Origin of the sequence: Pseudomonas guariconensis (genome assembly GCF_900102675.1) — a bacterium.
GTDB lineage: Bacteria > Pseudomonadota > Gammaproteobacteria > Pseudomonadales > Pseudomonadaceae > Aquipseudomonas > Aquipseudomonas guariconensis.
In genome coordinates this window covers 524,038-545,000 of the sequence record NZ_FMYX01000001.1, presented here as the reverse complement: position 1 = coordinate 545,000, position 20,963 = coordinate 524,038, and the positions used below count along the sequence as shown (strand labels likewise).

The 20,963-nt window shown below is 61.5% G+C and carries 22 protein-coding genes and 1 riboswitch; of the genes, 15 read left to right on the top strand and 7 right to left on the bottom strand.

The window, feature by feature from the left end:
* Nucleotides 1-255: 255 nt before the first annotated feature.
* Nucleotides 256-1,212, top strand: a complete 957-nt coding sequence (locus tag BLS27_RS02380) for a DNA-binding protein (RefSeq protein WP_090342883.1) — start codon at nucleotides 256-258, stop codon at nucleotides 1,210-1,212.
* 85 nt (nucleotides 1,213-1,297) lie between these two features.
* Nucleotides 1,298-1,465 carry a DUF6021 family protein gene (locus tag BLS27_RS23770; protein ID WP_167358058.1) on the top strand — a complete coding sequence of 56 codons (168 nt, stop codon included), beginning with the start codon at nucleotides 1,298-1,300 and terminating at the stop codon, nucleotides 1,463-1,465.
* Between the two features lie 32 nt (nucleotides 1,466-1,497).
* Here the strand turns inward: BLS27_RS23770 and BLS27_RS02375 are convergent, their stop codons facing one another.
* Both BLS27_RS02375 and BLS27_RS02370 read right to left on the bottom strand, forming a co-directional pair.
* Nucleotides 1,498-1,749 (bottom strand): hypothetical protein, encoded by a 252-nt coding sequence (locus BLS27_RS02375; protein WP_043210548.1) that lies wholly within the window; start codon nucleotides 1,747-1,749, stop codon nucleotides 1,498-1,500.
* A 24-nt stretch (nucleotides 1,750-1,773) separates the two neighbouring features.
* A complete protein-coding gene (locus BLS27_RS02370) occupies nucleotides 1,774-2,274 on the bottom strand; it encodes a DUF4142 domain-containing protein (protein ID WP_043210547.1) in 501 nt (166 codons plus the stop codon).
* A gap of 167 nt (nucleotides 2,275-2,441) precedes the next feature.
* Between BLS27_RS02370 and BLS27_RS02365 the strand changes: the two genes are divergently transcribed.
* From BLS27_RS02365 to BLS27_RS02355, 3 genes are read left to right on the top strand one after another with little or no spacing between them, the layout of a single operon-like run.
* On the top strand, nucleotides 2,442-2,684 hold the full coding sequence (locus BLS27_RS02365) for a hypothetical protein (RefSeq protein ID WP_043210544.1): 243 nt from the start codon (nucleotides 2,442-2,444) through the stop codon (nucleotides 2,682-2,684).
* Entirely contained in the window at nucleotides 2,681-3,475 is a 795-nt protein-coding gene (gene xth, locus BLS27_RS02360; protein ID WP_043210542.1) for an exodeoxyribonuclease III, read from the top strand. The genes BLS27_RS02365 and xth overlap by 4 nt, the downstream gene beginning before the upstream one ends.
* Nucleotides 3,476-3,518: 43 nt before the next feature.
* The gene (locus tag BLS27_RS02355) at nucleotides 3,519-5,081 is read left to right on the top strand and encodes a sensor domain-containing diguanylate cyclase (protein ID WP_090342879.1); all 1,563 of its coding nucleotides are present in this window, start codon (nucleotides 3,519-3,521) and stop codon (nucleotides 5,079-5,081) included.
* Here BLS27_RS02355 and BLS27_RS02350 read toward each other — a convergent pair.
* A complete protein-coding gene (locus tag BLS27_RS02350; protein WP_090342876.1) occupies nucleotides 5,067-5,573 on the bottom strand; it encodes a GNAT family N-acetyltransferase in 507 nt (168 codons plus the stop codon). The genes BLS27_RS02355 and BLS27_RS02350 overlap by 15 nt on opposite strands.
* Nucleotides 5,574-5,705: 132 nt before the next feature.
* Here BLS27_RS02350 and BLS27_RS02345 point away from each other — a divergent pair, with 132 nt between their 5' ends.
* Nucleotides 5,706-6,170 carry a sterol desaturase family protein gene (locus tag BLS27_RS02345; protein WP_043210605.1) on the top strand — a complete coding sequence of 155 codons (465 nt, stop codon included), beginning with the start codon at nucleotides 5,706-5,708 and terminating at the stop codon, nucleotides 6,168-6,170.
* Nucleotides 6,171-6,172: 2 nt separating this feature from the next.
* On the opposite strand, the gene BLS27_RS02340 is transcribed toward BLS27_RS02345, so the two are convergent.
* From BLS27_RS02340 to BLS27_RS02330, 3 genes are read right to left on the bottom strand one after another with little or no spacing between them, the layout of a single operon-like run.
* On the bottom strand, nucleotides 6,173-7,195 hold the full coding sequence (locus BLS27_RS02340; protein ID WP_090342873.1) for a FecCD family ABC transporter permease: 1,023 nt from the start codon (nucleotides 7,193-7,195) through the stop codon (nucleotides 6,173-6,175).
* A complete protein-coding gene (locus BLS27_RS02335) occupies nucleotides 7,195-8,163 on the bottom strand; it encodes an ABC transporter substrate-binding protein (RefSeq protein WP_090342871.1) in 969 nt (322 codons plus the stop codon). The genes BLS27_RS02340 and BLS27_RS02335 overlap by 1 nt, the downstream gene beginning before the upstream one ends.
* Nucleotides 8,160-8,936 (bottom strand): ABC transporter ATP-binding protein, encoded by a 777-nt coding sequence (locus BLS27_RS02330; protein ID WP_070573535.1) that lies wholly within the window; start codon nucleotides 8,934-8,936, stop codon nucleotides 8,160-8,162. The genes BLS27_RS02335 and BLS27_RS02330 overlap by 4 nt, the downstream gene beginning before the upstream one ends.
* Nucleotides 8,937-9,044: 108 nt before the next feature.
* Nucleotides 9,045-9,251, bottom strand: a riboswitch (cobalamin riboswitch).
* A gap of 209 nt (nucleotides 9,252-9,460) precedes the next feature.
* Here BLS27_RS02330 and qhpR point away from each other — a divergent pair.
* The 4 genes from qhpR (at nucleotide 9,461) to BLS27_RS02310 (ending at nucleotide 13,546) form a co-directional block, all read left to right on the top strand.
* Entirely contained in the window at nucleotides 9,461-10,507 is a 1,047-nt protein-coding gene (gene qhpR / locus BLS27_RS02325) for an AraC-like transcriptional regulator QhpR (protein ID WP_090342868.1), read from the top strand.
* A 209-nt stretch (nucleotides 10,508-10,716) separates the two neighbouring features.
* Nucleotides 10,717-12,048: an MFS transporter gene (locus BLS27_RS02320; RefSeq protein ID WP_043210531.1), complete on the top strand. Its 1,332-nt coding sequence runs from the start codon at nucleotides 10,717-10,719 to the stop codon at nucleotides 12,046-12,048.
* Nucleotides 12,049-12,120: 72 nt separating this feature from the next.
* A complete protein-coding gene (locus BLS27_RS02315; protein WP_090342867.1) occupies nucleotides 12,121-12,774 on the top strand; it encodes an HAD family hydrolase in 654 nt (217 codons plus the stop codon).
* 226 nt (nucleotides 12,775-13,000) lie between these two features.
* Nucleotides 13,001-13,546, top strand: coding sequence for a hypothetical protein (locus tag BLS27_RS02310; RefSeq protein ID WP_090342865.1), 546 nt, complete (start codon nucleotides 13,001-13,003; stop codon nucleotides 13,544-13,546).
* Between the two features lie 301 nt (nucleotides 13,547-13,847).
* On the opposite strand, the gene BLS27_RS02305 is transcribed toward BLS27_RS02310, so the two are convergent.
* Complete coding sequence (locus BLS27_RS02305) at nucleotides 13,848-14,765, bottom strand: LysR family transcriptional regulator (protein WP_090342862.1); 918 nt, start codon at nucleotides 14,763-14,765, stop codon at nucleotides 13,848-13,850.
* 108 nt (nucleotides 14,766-14,873) lie between these two features.
* Between BLS27_RS02305 and araD1 the strand changes: the two genes are divergently transcribed.
* The 5 genes from araD1 to BLS27_RS02275 are packed head-to-tail and all read left to right on the top strand — an operon-like array spanning nucleotide 14,874 to nucleotide 20,952.
* The gene (gene araD1 / locus BLS27_RS02300) at nucleotides 14,874-15,872 is read left to right on the top strand and encodes an AraD1 family protein (RefSeq protein ID WP_090342859.1); all 999 of its coding nucleotides are present in this window, start codon (nucleotides 14,874-14,876) and stop codon (nucleotides 15,870-15,872) included.
* 56 nt (nucleotides 15,873-15,928) lie between these two features.
* The gene (locus BLS27_RS02295) at nucleotides 15,929-17,248 is read left to right on the top strand and encodes an MFS transporter (RefSeq protein ID WP_182819059.1); all 1,320 of its coding nucleotides are present in this window, start codon (nucleotides 15,929-15,931) and stop codon (nucleotides 17,246-17,248) included.
* A gap of 27 nt (nucleotides 17,249-17,275) precedes the next feature.
* Nucleotides 17,276-18,829, top strand: coding sequence for a UxaA family hydrolase (locus tag BLS27_RS02290; protein WP_090342853.1), 1,554 nt, complete (start codon nucleotides 17,276-17,278; stop codon nucleotides 18,827-18,829).
* Nucleotides 18,830-18,859: 30 nt separating this feature from the next.
* The gene (locus BLS27_RS02285) at nucleotides 18,860-20,446 is read left to right on the top strand and encodes an aldehyde dehydrogenase (NADP(+)) (protein WP_090342850.1); all 1,587 of its coding nucleotides are present in this window, start codon (nucleotides 18,860-18,862) and stop codon (nucleotides 20,444-20,446) included.
* A 53-nt stretch (nucleotides 20,447-20,499) separates the two neighbouring features.
* Nucleotides 20,500-20,952: a redoxin domain-containing protein gene (locus BLS27_RS02275; protein ID WP_414628452.1), complete on the top strand. Its 453-nt coding sequence runs from the start codon at nucleotides 20,500-20,502 to the stop codon at nucleotides 20,950-20,952.
* Nucleotides 20,953-20,963: the final 11 nt, after the last annotated feature.

Sequence of the window (20,963 nt, the reverse complement as noted above, 5' to 3'; positions counted from 1 at the left end):
GTGCGATTCGCGGGTGTCGCTTTCGATGCTCTGTCATGCCGCCGCCGAGGAATGCCGCTGTGGCGGTGGAAGGGGGCTTAGCGTCTCCCGCTGAGCTGAAGGTCGCCAATTGACCAGCGCCGGTGTCAGCTTCAGCAACATGGCGCGGAATACCACGAGTTCGACCTGCACTGAGTAGTTGATTGTCGCTGTGCATAAGGGCAGAATTCCTACGTATTACATGGTATGTACCACAGTACGATTGTAGGAGCGGACATGGCCCGGGTCGGCATCAACAAGGCGTCAGTGCAGCACGCGCGACAGGCACTACTGGCCAGGGGAGAGCACCCGAGTATCGACGCAGTACGTATCGAGCTCGGCAACACCGGTTCCAAGACCACGATCCACCGGTATCTCAAAGAGTTGGACGGGCAGCCTCCAGCCCCGTTGGACACTGCGAGCCTGAGCGCCCAACTGAGCGGCCTGGTCGAGCAATTGGCCGAGCAGCTCAACGACGAGGCCCAGGCACGTCTGCGCGAGGCTGAAGCGGCTTTCGAGGCGCAGCGCGAGCAGCTGCAAGACCAAGTAAAGATGGCGCAGCAGGCACTGGCGGCAGCGCAGCAACAGTTGCAGATTCAAGCGAGTGCGCTGCAGGCCGAATCCGAAAAACTGCTGACGACCCAAAGCACCTTGCAAGCGGAACAATTGCGCAGCGCCAGCCTTAACCAGGCACTGGAAGAGGTGCAGGTGCGCCTGGCCGACAAGCACGAGCAGGTGCGTTCACTGGAAGAGAAGCACCGCCACGCCCACGAACAGCGCGAACAGGATCAGCGCCGCCATGAGGCGCAGGTACAGCAATTGCAGAGGGAGCTGCATCAACTGCAGCAGGACCTGCAGGTACGCCAGGAAGAGGCCACACATCTTCACCGGGACAACGAGCGGTTGATCGCAGAGCATCGTCAGACTGTGGAGCAGCGCACGGCGCTGGAGGCGCAATTGGAGCAGCGCGATGCCCAAGTGCAAGGGCTGCGCTCGATCCTAGCCCAGGCCCAAGGCGCAAGCGACGAGATACGCCGTCAGTTGCAGAGCCAGACAGTGCAACTGGAGCAAAAGCGCGAGCTGTGCGGCGAACAGGCACGCCAACTCGAGCGTCTGCAGGGCATGCTCGATGCGCGGACCGAGGCACTATCGGCCTGCGAGGCCCGGCTGGCGCAGAGGGAAGCCAAGCAGTGATGCCGCTGGGCATGGGAACCGGCAGATGAATCAAACTTATCCGCCAGGGCGGGTTCTTCCCTAGACACTCGCCTGGAGACTCGCCATGAACCCGTCTGATTCCCGCAAGCCCGACCAGGGGCCGCATTCCTCCGAAAACGCCACCCACAAGAACGATCTGGGCTTCGACCCGGACTCACCTGATCTCGAAGATCCACAAGTAGACCCGCAAGGGCCGGCCAAGCCGCCCCGGGATGACGAAAAGAAAGCGTGAGCGCAAAGGGCCGCAAGGCGGCCCCTAGCTCATTACTGATCTACTTTCTTGGCTTCCTCGACTCCCGCGGACGATAACTTGATTGGGTAGACGACGTTCAATTGGTGCTCGGCGTCCACATCGACACTGCCGTCCTGGATGAGGCCCTGTTCCTGCAGGGTCTTGAGCATCCCCGCCACGGCCTTTTCGCCGCGATAGTTATCCAGCAGCTCCTTGCCCAGCCCTTGCGGGTGGGCATGGAGCAGGCGGGTGAGGATTTCTGATCGCAATGCATCGTTACTCATGATGCGCCTCACGTTCGTTGCAGGTCATTTGCCGTATTTGGCCTGGAGTTGCTTGGCCTGTTCCAGGTGATGCTCGAGCTTAGGCAGGGTTTCGCTGGCAAAAGCCTTGAGCTCGGCCTTGTCGGAGGTGCTGGCTTCTTCCTTGAACAGCTTCACGGCTTTCTCGTGGGCGTCGACCTGGTTGTTGATGTAGGACTTGTCGAAGGATTCGTCGCGCCATTCCAGGATCACTTTCTTGACCTTGTCGGTCAGCGCGGCTTCATCCGGTGTGCTCAGGTCCAGGGAGCGGGCGATGTCGCCGAGCTTCTGGTTGGCTTTAGTATGGTCGGTGACCATCTGCTGGGCGAAGGCCTTGATCTCAGGGCTTTTGCTTTTTTCTTGGGCCAGGTTGCCGGCCACGACTTCGGCGATGCCGGCTTCGGTCGCATCGTCGACAAAGTCATTGGAGCTGGCGGCCAGCACGTGCATCGACGCCATGCCGAGTGCGACGGTCAACCCGACGCGCTTGAGGAACAGATTGCTCATGTGTCACTCCTTATCCATTGGCGCGACCTCAGTGTCGCTTATGGTTGAGCGCAGCCTATGGGCAAAGGTTTGATTTTTCTGTGCCGTGGCGGCACCAACGGTCATTGGTTTGAACATTGGGGCAAGACGAGGCTCAGAGATTCAAAGGTTGCATCGAGGAGCGGTCCATGAGCATCGAACGTAGCATTCCGGAGCTTGAGGCCTGGTACGCCCAGTACGATGACGCGAGCTATCGGCGCGAATCGCCAGACGCCTACCATCATGAGCTGGTGCGTACCGCCGAGGCGCTGCGTGACGACGGCGCGATCGACTGGGACGACTGGCTGGCGCTCAAAGCCCTGGCCGACCAGGCCCATGTGCGCGCCCTCGAGGAAGCCGTGCAGGCCCATGTGGACGACCCTGACGCATGAAGACATTGAAAATTGCCACGTTCAATATCAATGGTATCCGCAGCCGCCTGCCAGGATTGCTGGCCTGGCTCGAGCGCGAGCAGCCGGATGTGGCCTGCCTTCAGGAACTCAAGGCTGCAGACAAGGACTTTCCGCGCGAGGCGCTGGAGGCGGCGGGCTATGGCTGCCTGTACCACGGGCAAGCGTCGTGGAACGGCGTGGCCATCCTGGCCCGAGGCAGCGAACCGCTCGAAGTGCGCCGAGGTCTGCCAGGCATGGACGACGACAGCCAGAGCCGTTACCTGGAAGCCGCAGTGCATGGCGTCCTGATCGCCTGCCTTTATCTGCCCAATGGCAACCCTCAGCCGGGCCCCAAGTTCGACTACAAATTGCGCTGGTTCGAGTGCCTGATCGGCCACGCCAGAACGCTGCTCGACAGCGGCCACCCGACAGTATTGGCGGGGGACTTCAATGTGGTGCCCACCGACCAGGACATCTACAACACCCGCTCCTGGCTCAAGGACGCGTTGCTCCAGCCTGAATCCCGGGCGTGCTACCAACGCCTGCTCGAACAAGGCTGGAGCGATGCGATCCGCCAGTTGCATCCTGATGCGCAGGTTTTCACGTTCTGGGATTACTTTCGCAATCACTGGCCCCGCAATGCGGGCCTGCGCATCGATCACCTGTTGCTCAGCCCAGCGCTTTCTGCGCGGCTCCTGGCCGCCGGTGTTCACGCCTGGGTGCGCAACGAACCGAAGGCCAGCGACCATGCGCCGGCCTGGATCGAGCTGTCCGCACCCCCGCGTCACTGATCTATAGTCAAGGGCGGTAGGGTGCTGGACACAAGGGACTGTAATGGCAGCAAGCAGGAGGCAGGACGAGGAGGGACCGTTCGCCGTGACTGGCGAGGGCCGCGCCGTTGCCTTGTTCCGCCTGGTACTGAGCTTCATGGCGGTCGTGATGCTGGCCTTCGTGCTGATCGAAGGCTGGCGGATCTGGCGCGACTATCGGCATGCCTTCCTCAACGCCGAAGATGCGGTAACCAACCTGGCCCGGGCGACAGCCCAGCATGCCGAAGATGCCATTCGCCAAGTCGATGCGATTACGGCCGCACTGGCCGAGCGCATCGAGGGTGATGGCTTCGACCACCTGGACCGGCCTCGGCTGCATGCGCTGCTCAGGCAACAAAAAGCGATCATGCCGCAACTGCATGGGTTGTTCGTCTACGGCGCCGATGGGCGCTGGATCGTCACCGATCAACCGACCATCGCCCCGCGGGCCAACAATGCTGACCGCGATTACTTCATCTATCACCGAACCCACGCCGACCGAGGCGTGCGCGTTGGCTCGGTGGTGCGCAGTCGTTCCACAGGTGATCTGATCATTCCGATCTCACGGCGGCTGAACAACCCCGACGGCAGCTTCGCCGGCGTGCTGCTGGGTTCGATCAAGGTGGATTGGTTCGTGCGCTATTACGGCGACTTCAAGATAGACGAACGCGGTGCGCTCGTGCTGGCCATGCGCGATGGCACCATTCTCGTGCGCCGGCCCTTCGTGGAGCAGGTGGTGGGGCGCAGCCTGGCCGACAGCGAGATCTTTCGCAACCACCTGCCTTACGCCGACCAGGGTGTGGTGGAAGCCGTCGCGGTGGTCGACGGCACGCCGCGTCTGTATGCCTACCGGGCGTTGGCCAATTATCCATTGGTGGTCGAGGCTGGGCTGTCGCGTGAGTCGATCATCGCGCCTTGGCGCCACGACATGCTCAAGTCGGCCGCGGTGTTATTACTGTTGCTGTCGGGACTCGCGGCCTTCGGCTGGGTGGTGCTGCGCCAGCTGCGCGAGCGCATTGCCATCGAGCGCGCACTGCACCAGGCGCATCAGACGCTCAAATCCTTGGCCCTGACCGATAGCCTGACCGGCCTTGGCAACCGCCGTCGGTTGGATGGGGTGTTCGAGGCGGAGATCCGTCGAGCCCGGCGTCAGGCCTATCCCTTGGCCCTGGTGATGATCGACCTGGACTACTTCAAGACCTATAACGACCGCTACGGCCATCTGGCGGGTGACCAATGCCTGCGGCGCGTTGGCGAGTTGCTGGGCCACGCATTGAAGCGCCCTGGCGACCTGGCGGTGCGCTACGGCGGCGAAGAGTTCACGCTGTTGCTGCCCAACACCGACGCCCAAGGTGCGGTGGCGATCGTGCAGGAGATACTCATGCTGCTGCGTCGGCAGGTGATCGAGCATGCTGGCAGCCCCTTGGGGCAGGTATCGGCCAGCGCCGGAATCGCAGTGGGCTCTCCGGGGGCGGAGGCGATCACACCAGAGAGCCTGACAGCCGCCGCCGACGCCGCCCTGTATGAGGCCAAGCGCCAAGGGCGTGACCGCTACAGCCTGGCGAGCAGTGCGCTAGCCAATTGCTAACCGCATGGCGCAACGCCCGGACAGGCCATGGGCCTGTTCACTGCGCAATATGCCCCGCAAGCGTTCATCCAACTGCGCAGGCTCCAGGATGGTGAACCCCTGGCGGGCGTAGAACGGCGCATTCCACGGTACATCAGTGAAGGTAGTCAGCGTGACACCTTGCAATCCACGGCTGCGAGCAGCCTCGACAGCCGTCTGCAACAAGCGGCGGCCCAGCCCTTTGCCTTGGGCGTGCTCTTGTACCGAGAGCTCCAGAATGTGCAACTCGCTGGCGGTGGTTTGCGCACAGATGAACCCGATCGGCACATCTTGCTCGTCCACCGCGACCCAACTGGCCTGCTGCGCGATGCAGCACTGATGCGTGGCGTCTTCCAGCACATCGGCTTGTGCCAGCCAGGCCAGTTCAGGCAAGCGCTTGAAGGCTTGAGCAGCGGAGCGTTCGACCGCTGCGAGCTGGGCGAGGTCGTGGCAGTGTGTGAGACGGATACGCATGGGGCTGTCCTTGGCGAAAAAGAGTCGGCTGAAAGTGTCTGTCAGGCCGACACAAGCTTCATGGAAAAACCTCCGAAGGGAGGGCCGGCAATGGTAACCTTGCCCACCTCGTTGCTCATCTCGGACTGTTACATGTTGTTCAATCTCGCCATCCTGTTCGGCACGCTAGTGGCCATGGAGGGCGTCGGCACGCTGGCTCACAAGTACATCATGCATGGCTGGGGCTGGTGGCTGCACCGATCGCACCATGAGCCGCACCTGGGCATGCTGGAGACCAACGATGTCTACCTGGTGGCCCTGGCGCTGGTCGCAGCGGGCCTGGTGGCGCTGGGCAAGGCGGGCTACGCGCCGCTGCAGTGGGTTGGCGGCGGTGTGGCGGGGTATGGCGTGTTGTATGTGCTGGCCCACGATGGGCTCTTTCATCGTCACTGGCCTTGCGCGCCCAAACCTGTGAACCGCTACCTCAAGCGCCTGTATCGGGCGCATCGACTGCACCATGCGATGCCTGGACGCAAGGGAAGCGTGTCGTTCGGATTCTTCTACGCGCCACCCTTGCGTGTACTCAAGCGCCAGGTGCAGGCCCGCAAACATCGCTAGGTTCAGGCCTTGCGGCGCAGCAGGACGATGAAGAACAGCCCGCCGATGGCGGCCGTGGCAATACCGATGGGCAGGTCCTGAGGCGCGATGAGTGTGCGCGCACCGATATCCACCCACACCACGAACAACGCGCCGAGCAGGGCGCAGGCAGGCAGCAGTCGACGGTGCTCGGCACCGACCAGGCGACGGGCGACGTGGGGCAGCATCAGGCCGACGAAACCGATGGCGCCGGAAAGCGATACCAGCACCCCCGTCAGCAGGGCACAGCCAACGAACACTTGAGCTCGCACACGGCGCGGCTCGAAGCCAAGGCTGACGGCAGTCTGTTCACCGCTCATCAACCCGTTCAATGCCCGGGCCAGGCTCATCAGCAGCACAAACCCAGCCAACACGCAGATCGCCGGCAGCCAAAGCAGCGGCCACTGTGCCAAGCCCAGGCCACCGAGCATCCAGAACATCACCGAGCTGGCTGCATGAGGGTCGCCGGTGTACAGCAGCAGGTTGGCCAGCGCCATGACCACGAACGACACAGCCACCCCGGCCAGCAGTAGCCTGTCGCTGTCCAGTCGACCGCGCCGGCTAGCCACTGCCAGGACCAGCAACATGCTGCCCAAGGCGCCGACGAAGGCTGCCAGGGGTAGGCTGAAAGGGCCTGCAAAGGTGCCGAAGAACAGCACCACCAGCACCGCTCCGAGTACCGCACCAGAGCTGACGCCCAGCAGGTGCGGGTCGGCCAACGGATTGCGGGTGACGGCCTGCAAGGCACCACCAACCAGGGCCAGGCCTGCCCCCACCATGGCTCCGAGCAGTACCCGTGGGGCGCGGATCTGCCAGACGATTTGCGCCTGCCCCCGGCTCCAGTCGCCCATATCGGTCATACCCAACTGATACAGCGTGATGCCCGTGACCTTCGCCAGCGGCACATGGGCCGCGCCAAAGCCCAGGGACAGCAGGCAAGAGAACAGCACACCGATCAGCAGCAGCGACATCAGCAGGCGATAGCCCCCTGGGCTACGAACCGGCATCAGTGCGTTGCCTTGGCGAACAGTTGCGGATGCAGGGCCGCAGCCAATTGCTCGATGGCACTTGCGTTGTCCACCGATGGGGTGACCTGCAGGTACGACAGCACTACGAAGCGGCGCTCGCGGATGGCCTTTACCTCGCTCAAGGCGGGGTGATTGAGCAGGAAATCGCGTTTTTGCACCCAACTCGTCGGCCCGTAGTCAACGATGACGATCACTTCCGGATCCCGCGCCACGACGCTCTCCCAATTGACCTGGGTCCAGCTGGCATTCACGTCGGCCATTACGTTGTCGGCACCAGCGGCCTCAAACAGTGCCTGGGGCATGCCGAGTCGGCCAGAAGTGGTGGGGCGGTCTTCGCCGCTGTCGTAGAGAAAGACGCGGGGTTTGTGTTGCACTGGGGCCAGTTGCGCGTGGACCTGCGCAACGCGCTGCTGCAGATGCTCGACAAGCACGTTGGCCCGCGGTTGAACGTCGAAGATGCGCCCCAGGTTGAGCAGGTCCTGGTACAGGTCCTCCAGGCTTGCCTGGCGCCGGGGCATGATCCATGAGCAGGATTCGCTCAATTCATACACGGGGATGCCCAGCGGTGCGAGGGTCTGCGGCGTCAGCGGGCCGCCCACGTTCATGCCGTAACCCCAGCCAGCGAACAGAAAGTCGGCCTGGGCATCAAGGAGGTTCTCCGGCGACGGATAGCGCGGTGCAAGTTCAGGAAGGCCGGTCAAGGCCTCACGCAGGGACGGGTCGAGGGTCTTCCAACCGCTGACACCGCTGTAGCCGACCATCCGCTCGCGCAGCCCCAGTGCCAGCAGCATCCCGGTGAGGTTGATGTCGTGACTCACAGCCCGCTGGGGCGCTTGGGTGAAGGTGATGTCGCGCTCGCAACTGCGCACGGTGACGGGGTAACTGTCAGCCCAGGCTGCGAAGGGCAGGGCGGCGAGCAGGGCCAGATGAGTCAGGCGTCGCTTCATGCGGGGGTGATCCAGGTAATACGTGGGTGGGGCGCCAATGGGTGGCGATCGACCAGGGCGCGAACACCAAAGACTTGCGCCAGGCGGTGCTCGGTCAGCACTTGCTCCGGTGTCCCTTGCGCGACGATGCGACCTGCATCGAGGACATACAGGCGATCGCAGAAAGCTGCGGCCAGGTTCAGGTCGTGGAAACTCGCCAACAGGCCTAGACCAGTACCACGCAGGTGTTCGAGCAAGGCCAGTTGGTAACGTGGGTCGAGATGATTGGTCGGCTCGTCCAGGATCAACAAGCGCGGTTGCTGCACCAGTGCCCGAGCCAGCAATACACGTTGCTTCTCACCGCCGGATAGCGGCGCAAAGCCCTGGTCGGCTCGGGCATGCAGGCCTAGTCGCTGCAGGCAGGCATCGATCAATGCCTGGTCGTCATGACTGTCGAACCAACCTTGGTGCGGGGTTCGGCCCATGGCGACCACGTCTCGCACACTCAGGCCGAAATCTTCGGGAAACTCCTGCAGCATCACTGCCACGCGCTGGGCGACCCAGCGTGGGGACTGTTGCCAGATGTCTTCGTTTTCCAGCAGCACGCGCCCGCCATCGGGTCGGGTAAAGCGATAGGCGCAGCGCAACAGGCTGGTCTTGCCGCTGCCATTGGGGCCGATCAGGCCGACGAATTCACCGGGGTGGACTTGCAGGTCGATGTCGTCGAGCAGGCGTTGACCGCCGGGCGAGGGAGCCCAGTGCACGCTTTCCAGACGTAGGGTAGGGGATGACATGCAGACCAACCGTACCGGGGGTGAATGAAGCCCGACTGGAGACGGCGCGCAAGGAAATCGCGGACAGTGGCCTGCCCAAGACGGCCCGCGCCCGCCCACCGCGGGTGTTGCCAACAGAGGTGACAGGCCGGTCTCCGGGCTTGCGAGGGGCTTGAGGCATTCACCTTCCCATGCCGGCGGCACAGTGGTGTATCGAATGCATCGCTCGCTTACCGTTGCGGGGGCAGCGCCGGACTGATCGCGCAAGGCGAGGCACCGGCTTCCCGTTTAATCCCCGGCACGGCGGCAGGGGACACCTGAAACTGGGGCGCATCTGAGCATTAATGGACGGGTCAGTCAACCGAACAGGGCGTTCTGGCTTTGCCGGCTTTCTTGCGTGACTGATTGTTACGCGATGTTACCCATTGCCCCAAGTACAGGGCGGTCTCTGAAAGCTGATTCGACTGCAAGGGGCTGTTTGAGAGGGCGATACAAGGGCACAGCATTTGCATTACCGAATCTACGAATTCGGACTGGAATAGACCATGAGTTCTCCACTGCACTGCTGCACCGTTTCGCCAGTCGCGGGCAACCTCGGCGTCCTGTCGGCCGCTGCCAGTGGGCTGGAGGGGTTCGTGACGGAAGTTGGGGGTGACATCGACCTGGTGCTGGGACGTGCCGGCGTCAATCCTGAAAGCCTGCGCCAACCCACACTCAGCCTGCCGCTCACCAATTACTGCCAGGTGCTCGAGGAGGCAGCCCGCCAATCGCACTGCGACAATTTCGGTTTGCATTACGGTCTGCAGTTTCAGCCTCAAGCCTTGGGGCTGCTGGGCTATGTCGGGTTGTTTTCCAGTACGTTGGAGGAGGCCTTGCGCAATTTCGCGGCAGCGTTTCCTTATCATCAGCACGATACCTTGATACGGCTGGCCGACTGCGGCGAGTGCTATCGCTTCGATTATCAGGTTCGGCACAGCGCCATCCTGGAGCGCCGGCAGGATGCCGAATTGACCATGGGCATGGTGCTGAACCTGATGCGCCACGTATTGGGCAAGGACTGGGCGCCATTTGCAGTCAGCTTCGAGCACGCGCGCCCACTAGACGGGCAAGCCCATCAGCGGGCGTTCGGCGCGCCTGTCTATTTCGATCGCAATTGTAATTCGATGCTGGTACCCAAGACCGACCTGAAGGACCAGATCATGCCGGAGCGCGATGCCAATCTGCTGTTTCTGGTCCAGGACGTGCTCCGGCGCTTGGGCGCACGCGATCAACGGCGCAACCTGCTGGACGAGGTGGACGCTCAGGTACGCCTTGCCCTGAGCGGCGGAGAGCCGTGCCTGGAAACGATCGCGCAGTCGCTGCAGCTCAGCGGCGCCGGATTGCAGCGCCATCTGCGCGAAGCAGGCGTGAGCTTCAGCCAACTGGTGGAGAAGGTGCGCCGCGAAGTGGCGGTGCATTACCTGCGACAGCCCAAGCGGCCAGTGTCTGACCTGGCAGCGTTGCTTGGGTACTCCGAAACCAGTGCGTTCTCCCGGGCTTTTCGCCGTTGGTTTGGCGTTAGCCCGCGACAATGGCGTAGCCAAAAGCCTTGACGATTTGTTCGCAGGCTCATGCCTTGAATCCAGTCACGCTAAGCCCCGAATTGACTTTGTACGTAGAAACTCACTCGCAGGGTCAATTCTTGGTCTAGACCAGTTGTTAGTATCAAGGTCGCAAGCTCCGGATACCTCCCGGCCGGCGCCTTGATCGAGCAGTGCAGGGTGGCAGGCCTAAGTTGCGGTAATCACCAGAGGACAACAACATGTACAAAAGTCCTGAGAACGCCCGCTATTACTGGAAATCCCTTCAACGCTGGCGCGTCCAGATATTCATCATCACGTGGCTCGCCTATGCCGCGTTCTATTTCACCCGCAAGGCATTTTCAGTTGCCAAACTGGGCATCGCCGAAGACCCCACTTTCACGCTCGACAAAGCGGCTATGGCCAACCTCGACGCGCTGTACCTGGCTGCCTACGCCGTCGGCCAGTTCGCATGGGGTGTGTTCGCCGACCGTTACGGTACCCGCGTCGTCGTGCTCGGCGGGCTCGTGGTGTCGGCCCTGGCCGCGCTGGCCATGGGTACCTTCGCGACGTTGCCGATCTTCGCCAGCTGCATGGTGATCCAGGGGCTGGCGCAATCCACCGGCTGGTCAGGATTGTGCAAGAACATCGGCAGCTTCTTCGCCACACGCGAGCGAGGACGTGTGCTGGGCTACTGGAGCACCTGTTATGCCTTTGGCGGCCTGGTCGCCACGCCGTTCGCCGGGTGGTGGGCCTATCAGATCTCCCATGACTGGCGCATGGCGTTCGTATCTTCGGCCGGTGTCGTTATCGTTGTTGCCGTGCTGTTCTTCCTGCTGCAGCGCAATCGCCCGCAGGATGTGGGGTTGCCTGCGGTCGAGGCGCAGGTCCAGCCGACCGGTCGAGACGACGTCCCCCGGGAGAACTACTGGACTGCGCTGCGCAAAGTGCTCGCCAATCGTACGGTCCTGGTACTGGGGATGGCGTACTTCCTGCTCAAGCCTGCTCGTTATGCAATCCTGATGTGGGGGCCGGTGATCGTCTACGAGCGCATGCCAAGCATCGGCAAAGTGGCTTCGGCCATCGTACCGTCCGCATTCGAAGTCGCCGGGTTGGTCGGGCCAATCCTGATCGGCATCGTCTCTGACAAGTTGTTCGGCGCTCGGCGCATGCCGGCTTGCGTCCTCAGCCTGATGGCGCTGACCTTGTGGCTAATACTGTTCGTGCCGACGATGCAAAGCGGCAACATCTATCTGGTCGTTGGCTTGCTGTTCATGATGGGTGTGACCCTGTACGGCCCTGACTCGATGATCAGCGGCGCCGCAGCCATCGATTTTGGCACTAGCGAGTCCGCGGGTACCGCCACAGGCTTCGTCAACGGGTGTGGCTCGGTTGGCGCCATCCTTGGCGGGCTGCTGCCTGGCTATTTCGACACCATTACCGTGTTCTTCGTCTTCACGGGCGCGGCGCTGCTTGCAAGCTTGCTGCTGGTCCCGTTCTGGAACAGTCGCCCGGCAAACCAGGCGGCCGACGCCCAACCCCTGGCAGCGCCTGCCACCGTCGCGTCTCGCTGATGCCGCTGACATTTCACCGGGCGAAGGCTGGAAGAGCCTTCGCACCACGAACCTGTATCTTGGAGGTGGCCAATGGCCCTCGCACTTTTTGACCTGGACGACACCCTTATCAATGGCGACTGCGCCAGTTTGTGGAGCAGCCATATGGCAGCGCTCGGCTGGGTTGAAGGGCCCAGCTTCATCGAACGCGATCGCGAACTCATGGTGCTCTATGCGCAGGGCAAGTTGGCGATGGAAGCGTATATGACGTTCAGCCTGTCCCCGCTGGTCGGCCGAACGATAGAAGAGGTGGCCGAAGCGGTGGACCCCTTCGTGGAGGACATCATCACCCCGCGTATCCACGACGACGCCATGGCGTGCCTGGCGAGACATCGAGAGGAGGGTGACCGGGTGTTGATCATTTCAGCATCGGCACACTTCTTGGTGAGTCGTATTGCCAAGCAATTGGGGGTCGAAGAAGTCCTGGCGATTGATCTTGAACAGCAGCAGGGCAGTTATACCGGCAATACCTGCGGGATCTTGACCTATCGAGAAGGCAAAGTGGCGCGGCTGCACAGCTGGCTGCAGGAGCATGGCGAAGGGCTAGAAGGGGCTTATTTTTATTCCGATTCTCGCAATGACCTGCCGTTGCTTTCGCTGGTCGCCAAACCGCATACCGTCAATCCGGATCCAGTGCTGCGAGCGCACGCTGACGCGACGGGATGGCCGGTTTTGCGGTGGCGGTAGTGCAAAGTATGATGGGTGATTTATATAACTCAACAAAATGAATATTTAGTGGAGTTATTCCTTGAGGTTATATTATTAGGGCAGGGTAGCTCATCTGGTGAGCTAGGGGTAGCTCATCGGTGATCGCTAACGCTCAAATCTGCACGCTAGCGTTCAAGAATGAGCTAGGGGTAGTTCACCTGGTGAGCTACCTTCGGCGTCATCGACCATCGAGGATCACCACTCAATGACTCATTTTCCAGGCTGGATGCTTGAAAGCGCCCATAACTACCTCAAGGCCGCTGAGCTTCTACACGCCCAAAACCTCCCACATGTCGCCATGGTCAATGCAGCGATCGGTATGGAAATCCTGCTGAAAAGCTTAATTTTCTTGTCAGATCAGCACCAAGGTACGCCTGGCGAAACCTACAAGCTCGACGTCGAAGCTCTCAAAACGGCTCACCAGCACTTGCAGTCAATCGGCAAGATTCCATCCAAACAAAAGCGTGATGCTCACGATCTGCTGACGCTGTTTCACGCGATGCCTGCGGCGATTCGCGAGAGCCTGGCCCTTAACAGCCAGGAACATTCATTCGAGCGGTATCGCGATGTGTTCACCAACAGCCGATATCAGTATGAGTCGGCCAGCTGGAAATTTTCCGATCCAGTGCTGATGAGGTTGCTGCGGTGGACGTTGGCCAACGTGGTTGGCTACTACAAGGAGCGAGGCTCGCAGGATCTGTTCGTGCTGGGTTACATCGCTGAGGTCCAAGCTCGATCTGCAGCGCAGTGATTTAGGCCAGGGGCCTGGCTTCAAATCTGCCCACTCACGGCCCCGGTAGCTTCATACGAAGGTGCGCATAATGTGTATTATGTTAAATTGTATTTATTCCAGATGGATGCTGCCTCCAATTCATCCCAGCTCTCAGGCAATCGTGAATTTTGCGATAGCCATATATGCCTGCGTTTTCTAATCTTCGGCAGATTGAGACTCCACCGGCCATGCAAGCTTTTGCGGGCTGCTGGTATTTACTCTTTCTGCCCTACCCTGATTCTTTTTTAAGTTGCGTGTGGCAGCGTGTAAGCAAAGAAGCTCAGTCCATCAAGATATCTATGAGCACTTGGGTAGGACTGCTCAGTTCCACGTCGCGTCGTGTGACTACTTCGTAAGGTTCACTTCGCGACATCAGTTGCAATGGCAGCCGTACCAACATGCCATGCTCCACGGCCACTTTCGCCACATCCCACGGCATGACGGCGAGCAGTCCGGCATCCTGCTGCAGCATTGACAATGTGGTGAAGGTCGATGAGGTTTCGATGGGATACTGCGGAAAGCTCAACCCGGCCTCACGAAACTCACGCTCGAGCGTAAGGCGCAGGGGCATGTTCACCGGAAACACCACCCAGCGCGAGTCAGTCAGCTGGGACAAGTTCAGGGACTGGCTGCCAGCCAAGGGGTGTGCCGGGTTGGCCACCAACACGAGTTGTTCCTGGTGCTTGACCCGGCTTTCGTAAGCTGCCGGTCGATGGCTGACGCTGGTTCGACAGATCACCACGTCCAGTCGTCCCTGATCGAGCAAGCTGAGCAAGCGGTCGCTGGTGTCCTCTACCACCGTGACCGACAGATCCGGCTGGGCCTCGCGCAAGCGCGCTAAACCCTCCACCATCATCGGCACCGCCCCCATGATAGTACCCACCGAGAGACGCCCCCCGTGCCCCTGGAGGATCCCCAACATCTCTTCGCGCAGGTGGGCGAGATCTGTGTTGATCAAACGTGCGTAGCGCACCACGCAACGACCCAAGTCATTGGCCTCCAACCCTTTGTTGGTCCGCTCGAACAGCACTGCACCCAAGGTCGACTCGATCTCGTTCAGGGCCTTGGTGGCCCCAGGCTGGGTTATGGACATTGCCTCGGCTGCTTTGTGGATCGAGCCAAGTTCATCGAGGCTGATCAGGAGGCGCAACTGACGAAGGCGCAGTCGCGAAGCCATGGAAGTCAAAGATGGGAGCATAGGGGATCACTAAAAGTTATCGCGGTGTCAGCAGCTCTCATTAGGCAGCATCAACCGGGAGAAATAAAGTGGCCAGCAATTGATCCCACAAGAACAACAGGAGTCAGCATGCGTCTGATCCAATTTGAAACTGGCCATGCCCAGCGCCGTGTCGGGGTGGTCGAAGGCGACGTAATTCAGGTCGTACGCAATACCACACACATGCGCGAACTGGCCCTGGCGGCCATCCGCAACCGGCGCAGCCTGGGCGACGAAGTTATTGCGCGAGGCCTTGAGCACAGCGATGAGTGCTACGCCCAGATGCTGGCGGAGTGTCGCGTACTGCCACCGCTGGACCACGAAGATCCCGCCCATTGCCTGGTCAGCGGAACAGGCCTGACCCACCTGGGCAGCGCCTCGACGCGTGACAAGATGCATCAGCAGAAAATCGACGATGCCGCTGCTCTGACCGACACGGCGCGCATTTTCCAGTGGGGCATCGAAGGGGGGCGCCCTACCCCTGGGACTGCTGGCGTGCAGCCGGAATGGTTTTACAAGGGCGACGGTTCGATAGTGGTCCGTCCAGGCCAAGCGTTCCAGAGCCCGGCCTTTGCCGAGGATGCAGGTGAGGAGCCGGAGCTCGCCGGGCTTTATATCATCGGCGACGATGGCCGCCCCTATCGACTGGGCTTCGCCATCGGCAACGAGTTTTCCGATCATGTGATGGAGCGGCGCAACTACCTGTACCTGGCTCACTCCAAACTGCGCAACTGCTCGTTCGGCCCGGAACTGCGGATAGGCGAGTTGCCGCGCCACTTGGATGGTGTCAGCCGAATCCTTCGGGGCAACAGCGTGATCTGGGAAAAGGCGTTCCTCAGTGGCGAGGACAACATGTGTCACTCCCTGGAAAACCTGGAGTACCACCACTTCAAGTATGCGCAGTTCCTGCGCCCTGGCGATGTGCACATTCACTTCTTCGGCACCGCGACCTTGTCGTTCGCCGACCACGTCAGGACAGCTGTCGGTGACGTATTCGAAATCAGCCTGCCGGAATTCGGTGCCCCGCTGCGCAACGGCATTGCCCTGTCGCCAGCGACCTTCGCACCTGGACAGGTGACGGCGCTCTGATTCAGCGGCGCTTAGCTGCGCCGGCATTTCATAAGAACCATAAGAGAGAGATGAGCATGAAGAATAGCCCTTACACGGCGTCACCCTCGTCGTCCCTGGCGAGTGCCGACACTGCCCGCCCGACCAACGTACGCTGGCGGATCTTCCTGATTCTCCTGTTGCTCGCTGCCATCAACTACATCGACCGCGCCTCGCTGTCGGTAGCGTTGCCGTTGATTTCGGCCGAATTCGAACTTACCCCGGCGCTGGAGGGCCTGATACTCAGCGCTTTCTTCTGGTCCTACGCTCTGATGCAGATTCCCAGCGGCATGCTGCTGGACCGCTTCCAGGTGCGCAACATCATCGGCGTGGCCACGGTCGGCTGGGGGGCCTTCCAGGCGCTAGGCGGCTTTGCCCACCACTGGATCACCCTGCTGATCACCCGTGTCGGCCTGGGCGTTGCCGAGTCGCCGATCATGCCGGCAGGCGCCAAGCTCAATGGTGCTTGGTTGACCCCGAACGAACGCGGCCGTGGTGCGACCTTGGTTGATGGCGGCGCACCGTTGGGCACCGCGCTGGGGGCGATCATCATCGCAGGCCTGATCACCTGGTTCGACTCGTGGCGCATCGCATTCATCATCGCGGGTGTCGGCACCATCGTCGTGGGTGTCTGGGCCTGGTGGTACATCCGCAACCATCCAAGCGAACACCCGCAGGTCAACACCGCCGAGTTGTCTTACATCACCCAGGCCAATGAAGCTGCAAGCAAGCACAACGGCAACCGCAAGGCCGTGCTCAAGGAACTGCTCAAGAGCCGGTCGGTGCTGTGCATGTTTGCCGGCTATGCCTGCTACAACAGCGTGTTCTACGGTTTGCTGACCTGGATGCCGAGCTACCTGCACAAGGCTCACAACCTCGACATCAAGGCCATGGGCGGCGCGACTTTCCTGATTTTCATGTGCGGCTTCGTCGGCGAGTTGGTCGGCGGCTGGATCGCCGACAAATGGAAAACCAACGGTGGCCAGCCGAACACCGTGATGCGCAGCATGTTCGCAGGTTCTGCTGCCGTGGCTGCCTTGTGCATCCTGCTGGTCGCCTATACCCCGGATGCCGTGAAGGTCATCGCCCTGCTCTGCGTCGCGCTGTTCTTCATTCGCTGGTGCGGCATGTACTGGTGCCTGCCGGCGATCCTTGGCGGCAAGTCCAAGGCGGGCGTGCTGGGCGGCAGCATGAACTTCTGCGGCAACATGGTGGGTGTTCTGGTGCCGATCCTGATCGGCTTGATCGTGCAGTTCACCGGTTCTTACTTCCTGGCCCTGATCTTCTTCGTGGTCATGGCGTTCGGCCTGATGCTGTTCTCGGGGCTGATCGACTATCGCGAACGCGGCCTGGCCTGAGTGCCGCGTCCCCTTGAGGTAAATGTCATGCAATTGATTACAAAGACGGGCAGTGAAAGTGCTGCCAATGCCGTGATTCGACTCAACCCGCTGGACGACGTGCTGATCGCCCGCCAGGCGCTGCCCAAAGACTTGCAACTGGAAGAAGGCGTGCGGGTGCGCGAACCGATCCCCGCCGGCCACAAGGTGGCCGCTCGCGATCTCGAAGCCGGCCAGCCCCTGCGCCGTTACGGGCAGATCATCGGCTTCGCCAGCCAGGCCATCGAAGCTGGAGAACATGTGCATGTGCACAACCTGGCGATGGGCGACTTCGCCCGTGACTATGCCTTCGGTATCGATGCTCGGGGCGTGCAAGCCCCCGTAGAAGACACTTTCATGGGAATCGTGCGCCCGGATGGCCGGGTTGCTACGCGCAATTACATCGGCATCCTGACCTCGGTTAACTGCTCGGCCACGGTAGCCCGAGCGATCGCTGATCATTTCCGCCGTGACATCCATCCCGAAGCTCTGGCGCCCTACCCCAATGTCGATGGCGTGGTCGCCCTGACCCATGGTGTCGGCTGTGCCGTCGACCCCGGTGGTGAAGCGTTGGCGATGCTGCGTCGGACCCTGGGCGGATACGCCGTACATGCCAACTTCTCTGCAGTGCTGCTGATCGGTCTTGGCTGCGAGACCAACCAGATTCCTGACTTGCTCGCTGCCCAAGGCCTCAAGAGTTGCAATGCGCTGCGCACCTTCACCATCCAGGGTACCGGAGGCACATCCAAGACCATCGCCAGCGGTATCGCCCAGGTGAAGTCGCTGCTCGAGGAAGCCAACCGCGTCGAGCGTCAACCTGTCAGCGTTCGCCATCTCACTGTAGGGCTGCAATGCGGTGGCTCGGATGGCTATTCGGGCATCACCGCCAACCCGGCACTGGGCAATGCCGTGGATCGCCTGGTGGCCGCTGGCGGCACTGCGATCCTCTCGGAAACTCCGGAAATCTATGGCGCCGAGCATTTGCTAACGCGCCGCGCGGTGAGCCAGCAGGTCGGCGAAAAACTGATCGCCCGCATCCGGTGGTGGGAAGCCTATTGCCAGCGCATGGGCGCCGAGTTGAACAACAACCCTTCGGCCGGCAACAAGGCCGGCGGCCTGACCACCATCTTGGAAAAGTCCCTCGGTGCTGTGGCCAAGGCCGGTTCCAGTGACCTGGTGGATGTCTATGAATATGCCGAGCCGGTACGCGCCCATGGCCTGGTGTTCATGGACACCCCCGGCTACGACCCGATCTCCGCCACCGGCCAGGTCGCAGGTGGTGCCAACCTGATCGCCTTCACCACCGGGCGCGGCTCGGCCTACGGCTGCGCGCCCTCCCCCTCGATCAAGTTGGCCACCAACACGCGTCTGTGGGAAACCCAGGAAGAAGACATGGATGTGAACTGCGGCGGCATCGCTGACGGCAGCATGACCATCGAGGAGCGTGGCGAACACATCTATCGACTGATGCTGCGCATTGCCTCAGGCGAGCGCAGCAAAAGCGAGCAGCACGGCTATGGCCAGAACGAGTTCGTGCCGTGGCAGATCGGCGCTATCACCTGATTTCCTTGTTTACGCTTACAGGAGCCTTTCATGACCCGGATCCTCGGTCACAACTACATCGGCGGCCAACGCTCGGCCCAAGGCAACATCCAGCTCGAGAGCCTGGACGCCACTACTGGCGAACCCTTGCCAGGCCTGTTCAGCCAGGCCACCGAAATGGAGGTGGACGCCGCTGCCAAGGCCGCTGCGGCCGCCTTCCCGGCCTATCGCAGCCTGCCCGCTTGGAAACGTGCGGACTTCCTGGAGACCATTGCCGATGAACTCGACGCCCTGGGGGAAGACTTCATCGCCACGGTGTGCCGCGAAACAGCGCTGCCCAACGGTCGCATCTTGGGTGAGCGTGGTCGTACCAGCATTCAAATGCGCCTGTTCGCCAAGGTCTTGCGCCGTGGCGACTTTTATGGCGCCCGCATCGACCGTGCGCTACCCCAACGCCAGCCTGCAGCTCGCCCGGACCTGCGCCAATACCGCATCGGCATTGGCCCGGTCGCGGTGTTCGGCGCCAGCAACTTCCCATTGGCGTTCTCCACCGCCGGCGGCGACACTGCCTCGGCGCTGGCCGCTGGTTGTCCGGTGGTGTTCAAGGCCCACAGCGGCCACATGGCCACCGCCGAGTGGGTGGCCGATGCCATTCTGCGTGCTGCTGAGCGCACCTCGATGCCAGCGGGCGTGTTCAATATGGTCTATGGAGGCGGCGTCGGTGAATGGCTGGTGAAACATCCGGCGATTCAGGCGGTCGGCTTCACTGGCTCGCTCAAGGGCGGCAACGCCTTGTGCCGGATGGCCGCCGAGCGGCCGCAGCCAATCCCGGTTTTCGCCGAAATGTCCAGCATCAACCCGGTGATCGTTCTGCCCGAGGCGTTGCGCGTACGCGGCGAGGCGATCGCACGCGAGCTGAGCGCCTCGGTCACTCTGGGATGTGGGCAGTTTTGCACCAATCCAGGCCTGATCCTCGGCCTGCGCTCCCCTGCATTCAGCGCTTTCGTCGAGCAGCTCAAAGCCCAGATGGCCGACCAACCAGCGCAGACCATGCTCAATGTCGGTACCCTGGCCAGCTACCGTCAAGGCTTGGAGCACCTACACGCCCACCCAGGCATCCAGCACTTGGCCGGCGCGTCGCAAGGGATGCAACAAGCCTCGCCACAGCTGTTCACAGCTGACGTCAGCCTGCTGCTTGAAGGTGATGAGCTGTTGCAGGAGGAGGTTTTCGGCCCCGCGACCTTGCTGATCGAAATCGAAGACCAGGCTCAGCTGGCCGATGCTATCAAGGCCCTGCGTGGCCAACTGACCGCGACCCTCCTCGGCGAACCGTCCGAGCTGCTGGCCTATGGCTGGTTGAGCGATCTGTTGCAGGAAAAAGTCGGCCGACTGCTGCTCAATGGCTATCCAACCGGTGTGGAAGTCTGCGACGCCATGGTACACGGCGGCCCCTACCCCGCCACTTCTGATGCCCGCGGTACCTCTGTAGGGACCTTGGCCATCGATCGCTTCCTGCGGCCAGTGTGCTTCCAAAACTACCCCGATGACCTCCTGCCCCCTGCGCTGCAAAATGCCAACCCATTGGGCCTTTTGCGACTGATCGATGGGGAATATAGTCGGGAAGCGGTGGCAGTTTAGCCTGCGCTTTCAGGAGCCATCATGAGAAAACCCCGCCAGTTGGCGGGGTTTCGATCCGACGGCGCGATTATGCAGCGCGCGTCCCACGTTGGATCACCCACTGGATCAACAGCGAGCCCCTGACCCTGGAACAGCTGCGCGGACAGGTCGTTCTCGTCGAGTTCTGGACCTATGACTGCGTCAACTGCCAGCGCGCCCTGCCCCATGTGCAGCAATGGCACGAACGCTATCGCGATCAGGGGCTGGTCGTCATTGGTGTGCACACGCCCGAGTATGCACATGAACAGGTAACGGCCAATCTCGATGAGGCGGTAGGCCGACTCGGCATCACCTATCCGGTCGCCCAGGACAATGACTACAGAACTTGGAACGCCTTCGGCAATCGCTACCGGCCGGCCCTCTACCTGATCGACCAGGGCGGTCGGATCGTCTACCAGCACTTCGGCGAAGGTGCCTATGCCGAAACCGAAACCAAGATTCAGCAACTGCTTCAGGTCACACACTGAGAGAGGAATAG

Excerpts from the sequence above, each read along its gene's own strand:
- xth (WP_043210542.1), top strand. The coding sequence starts at position 2,681 with ATGAAGACATTGAAAATTGCCACGTTCAATATCAATGGTATCCGCAGC.
- BLS27_RS02290 (WP_090342853.1), top strand. The coding sequence starts at position 17,276 with ATGCAATTGATTACAAAGACGGGCAGTGAAAGTGCTGCCAATGCCGTG.
- BLS27_RS02330 (WP_070573535.1), bottom strand. The coding sequence starts at position 8,936 with ATGTCATCCCCTACCCTACGTCTGGAAAGCGTGCACTGGGCTCCCTCG.
- BLS27_RS02375 (WP_043210548.1), bottom strand. The coding sequence starts at position 1,749 with ATGAGTAACGATGCATTGCGATCAGAAATCCTCACCCGCCTGCTCCAT.
- BLS27_RS02305 (WP_090342862.1), bottom strand. The coding sequence starts at position 14,765 with ATGCTCCCATCTTTGACTTCCATGGCTTCGCGACTGCGCCTTCGTCAG.
- araD1 (WP_090342859.1), top strand. The coding sequence starts at position 14,874 with ATGCGTCTGATCCAATTTGAAACTGGCCATGCCCAGCGCCGTGTCGGG.
- BLS27_RS23770 (WP_167358058.1), top strand. The coding sequence starts at position 1,298 with ATGAACCCGTCTGATTCCCGCAAGCCCGACCAGGGGCCGCATTCCTCC.
- BLS27_RS02350 (WP_090342876.1), bottom strand. The coding sequence starts at position 5,573 with ATGCGTATCCGTCTCACACACTGCCACGACCTCGCCCAGCTCGCAGCG.
- BLS27_RS02365 (WP_043210544.1), top strand. The coding sequence starts at position 2,442 with ATGAGCATCGAACGTAGCATTCCGGAGCTTGAGGCCTGGTACGCCCAG.
- BLS27_RS02345 (WP_043210605.1), top strand. The coding sequence starts at position 5,706 with ATGTTGTTCAATCTCGCCATCCTGTTCGGCACGCTAGTGGCCATGGAG.
- BLS27_RS02340 (WP_090342873.1), bottom strand. The coding sequence starts at position 7,195 with ATGCCGGTTCGTAGCCCAGGGGGCTATCGCCTGCTGATGTCGCTGCTG.
- BLS27_RS02380 (WP_090342883.1), top strand. The coding sequence starts at position 256 with ATGGCCCGGGTCGGCATCAACAAGGCGTCAGTGCAGCACGCGCGACAG.
- BLS27_RS02285 (WP_090342850.1), top strand. The coding sequence starts at position 18,860 with ATGACCCGGATCCTCGGTCACAACTACATCGGCGGCCAACGCTCGGCC.
- qhpR (WP_090342868.1), top strand. The coding sequence starts at position 9,461 with ATGAGTTCTCCACTGCACTGCTGCACCGTTTCGCCAGTCGCGGGCAAC.
- BLS27_RS02370 (WP_043210547.1), bottom strand. The coding sequence starts at position 2,274 with ATGAGCAATCTGTTCCTCAAGCGCGTCGGGTTGACCGTCGCACTCGGC.
- BLS27_RS02315 (WP_090342867.1), top strand. The coding sequence starts at position 12,121 with ATGGCCCTCGCACTTTTTGACCTGGACGACACCCTTATCAATGGCGAC.
- BLS27_RS02310 (WP_090342865.1), top strand. The coding sequence starts at position 13,001 with ATGACTCATTTTCCAGGCTGGATGCTTGAAAGCGCCCATAACTACCTC.
- BLS27_RS02295 (WP_182819059.1), top strand. The coding sequence starts at position 15,929 with ATGAAGAATAGCCCTTACACGGCGTCACCCTCGTCGTCCCTGGCGAGT.
- BLS27_RS02320 (WP_043210531.1), top strand. The coding sequence starts at position 10,717 with ATGTACAAAAGTCCTGAGAACGCCCGCTATTACTGGAAATCCCTTCAA.
- BLS27_RS02335 (WP_090342871.1), bottom strand. The coding sequence starts at position 8,163 with ATGAAGCGACGCCTGACTCATCTGGCCCTGCTCGCCGCCCTGCCCTTC.
- BLS27_RS02355 (WP_090342879.1), top strand. The coding sequence starts at position 3,519 with ATGGCAGCAAGCAGGAGGCAGGACGAGGAGGGACCGTTCGCCGTGACT.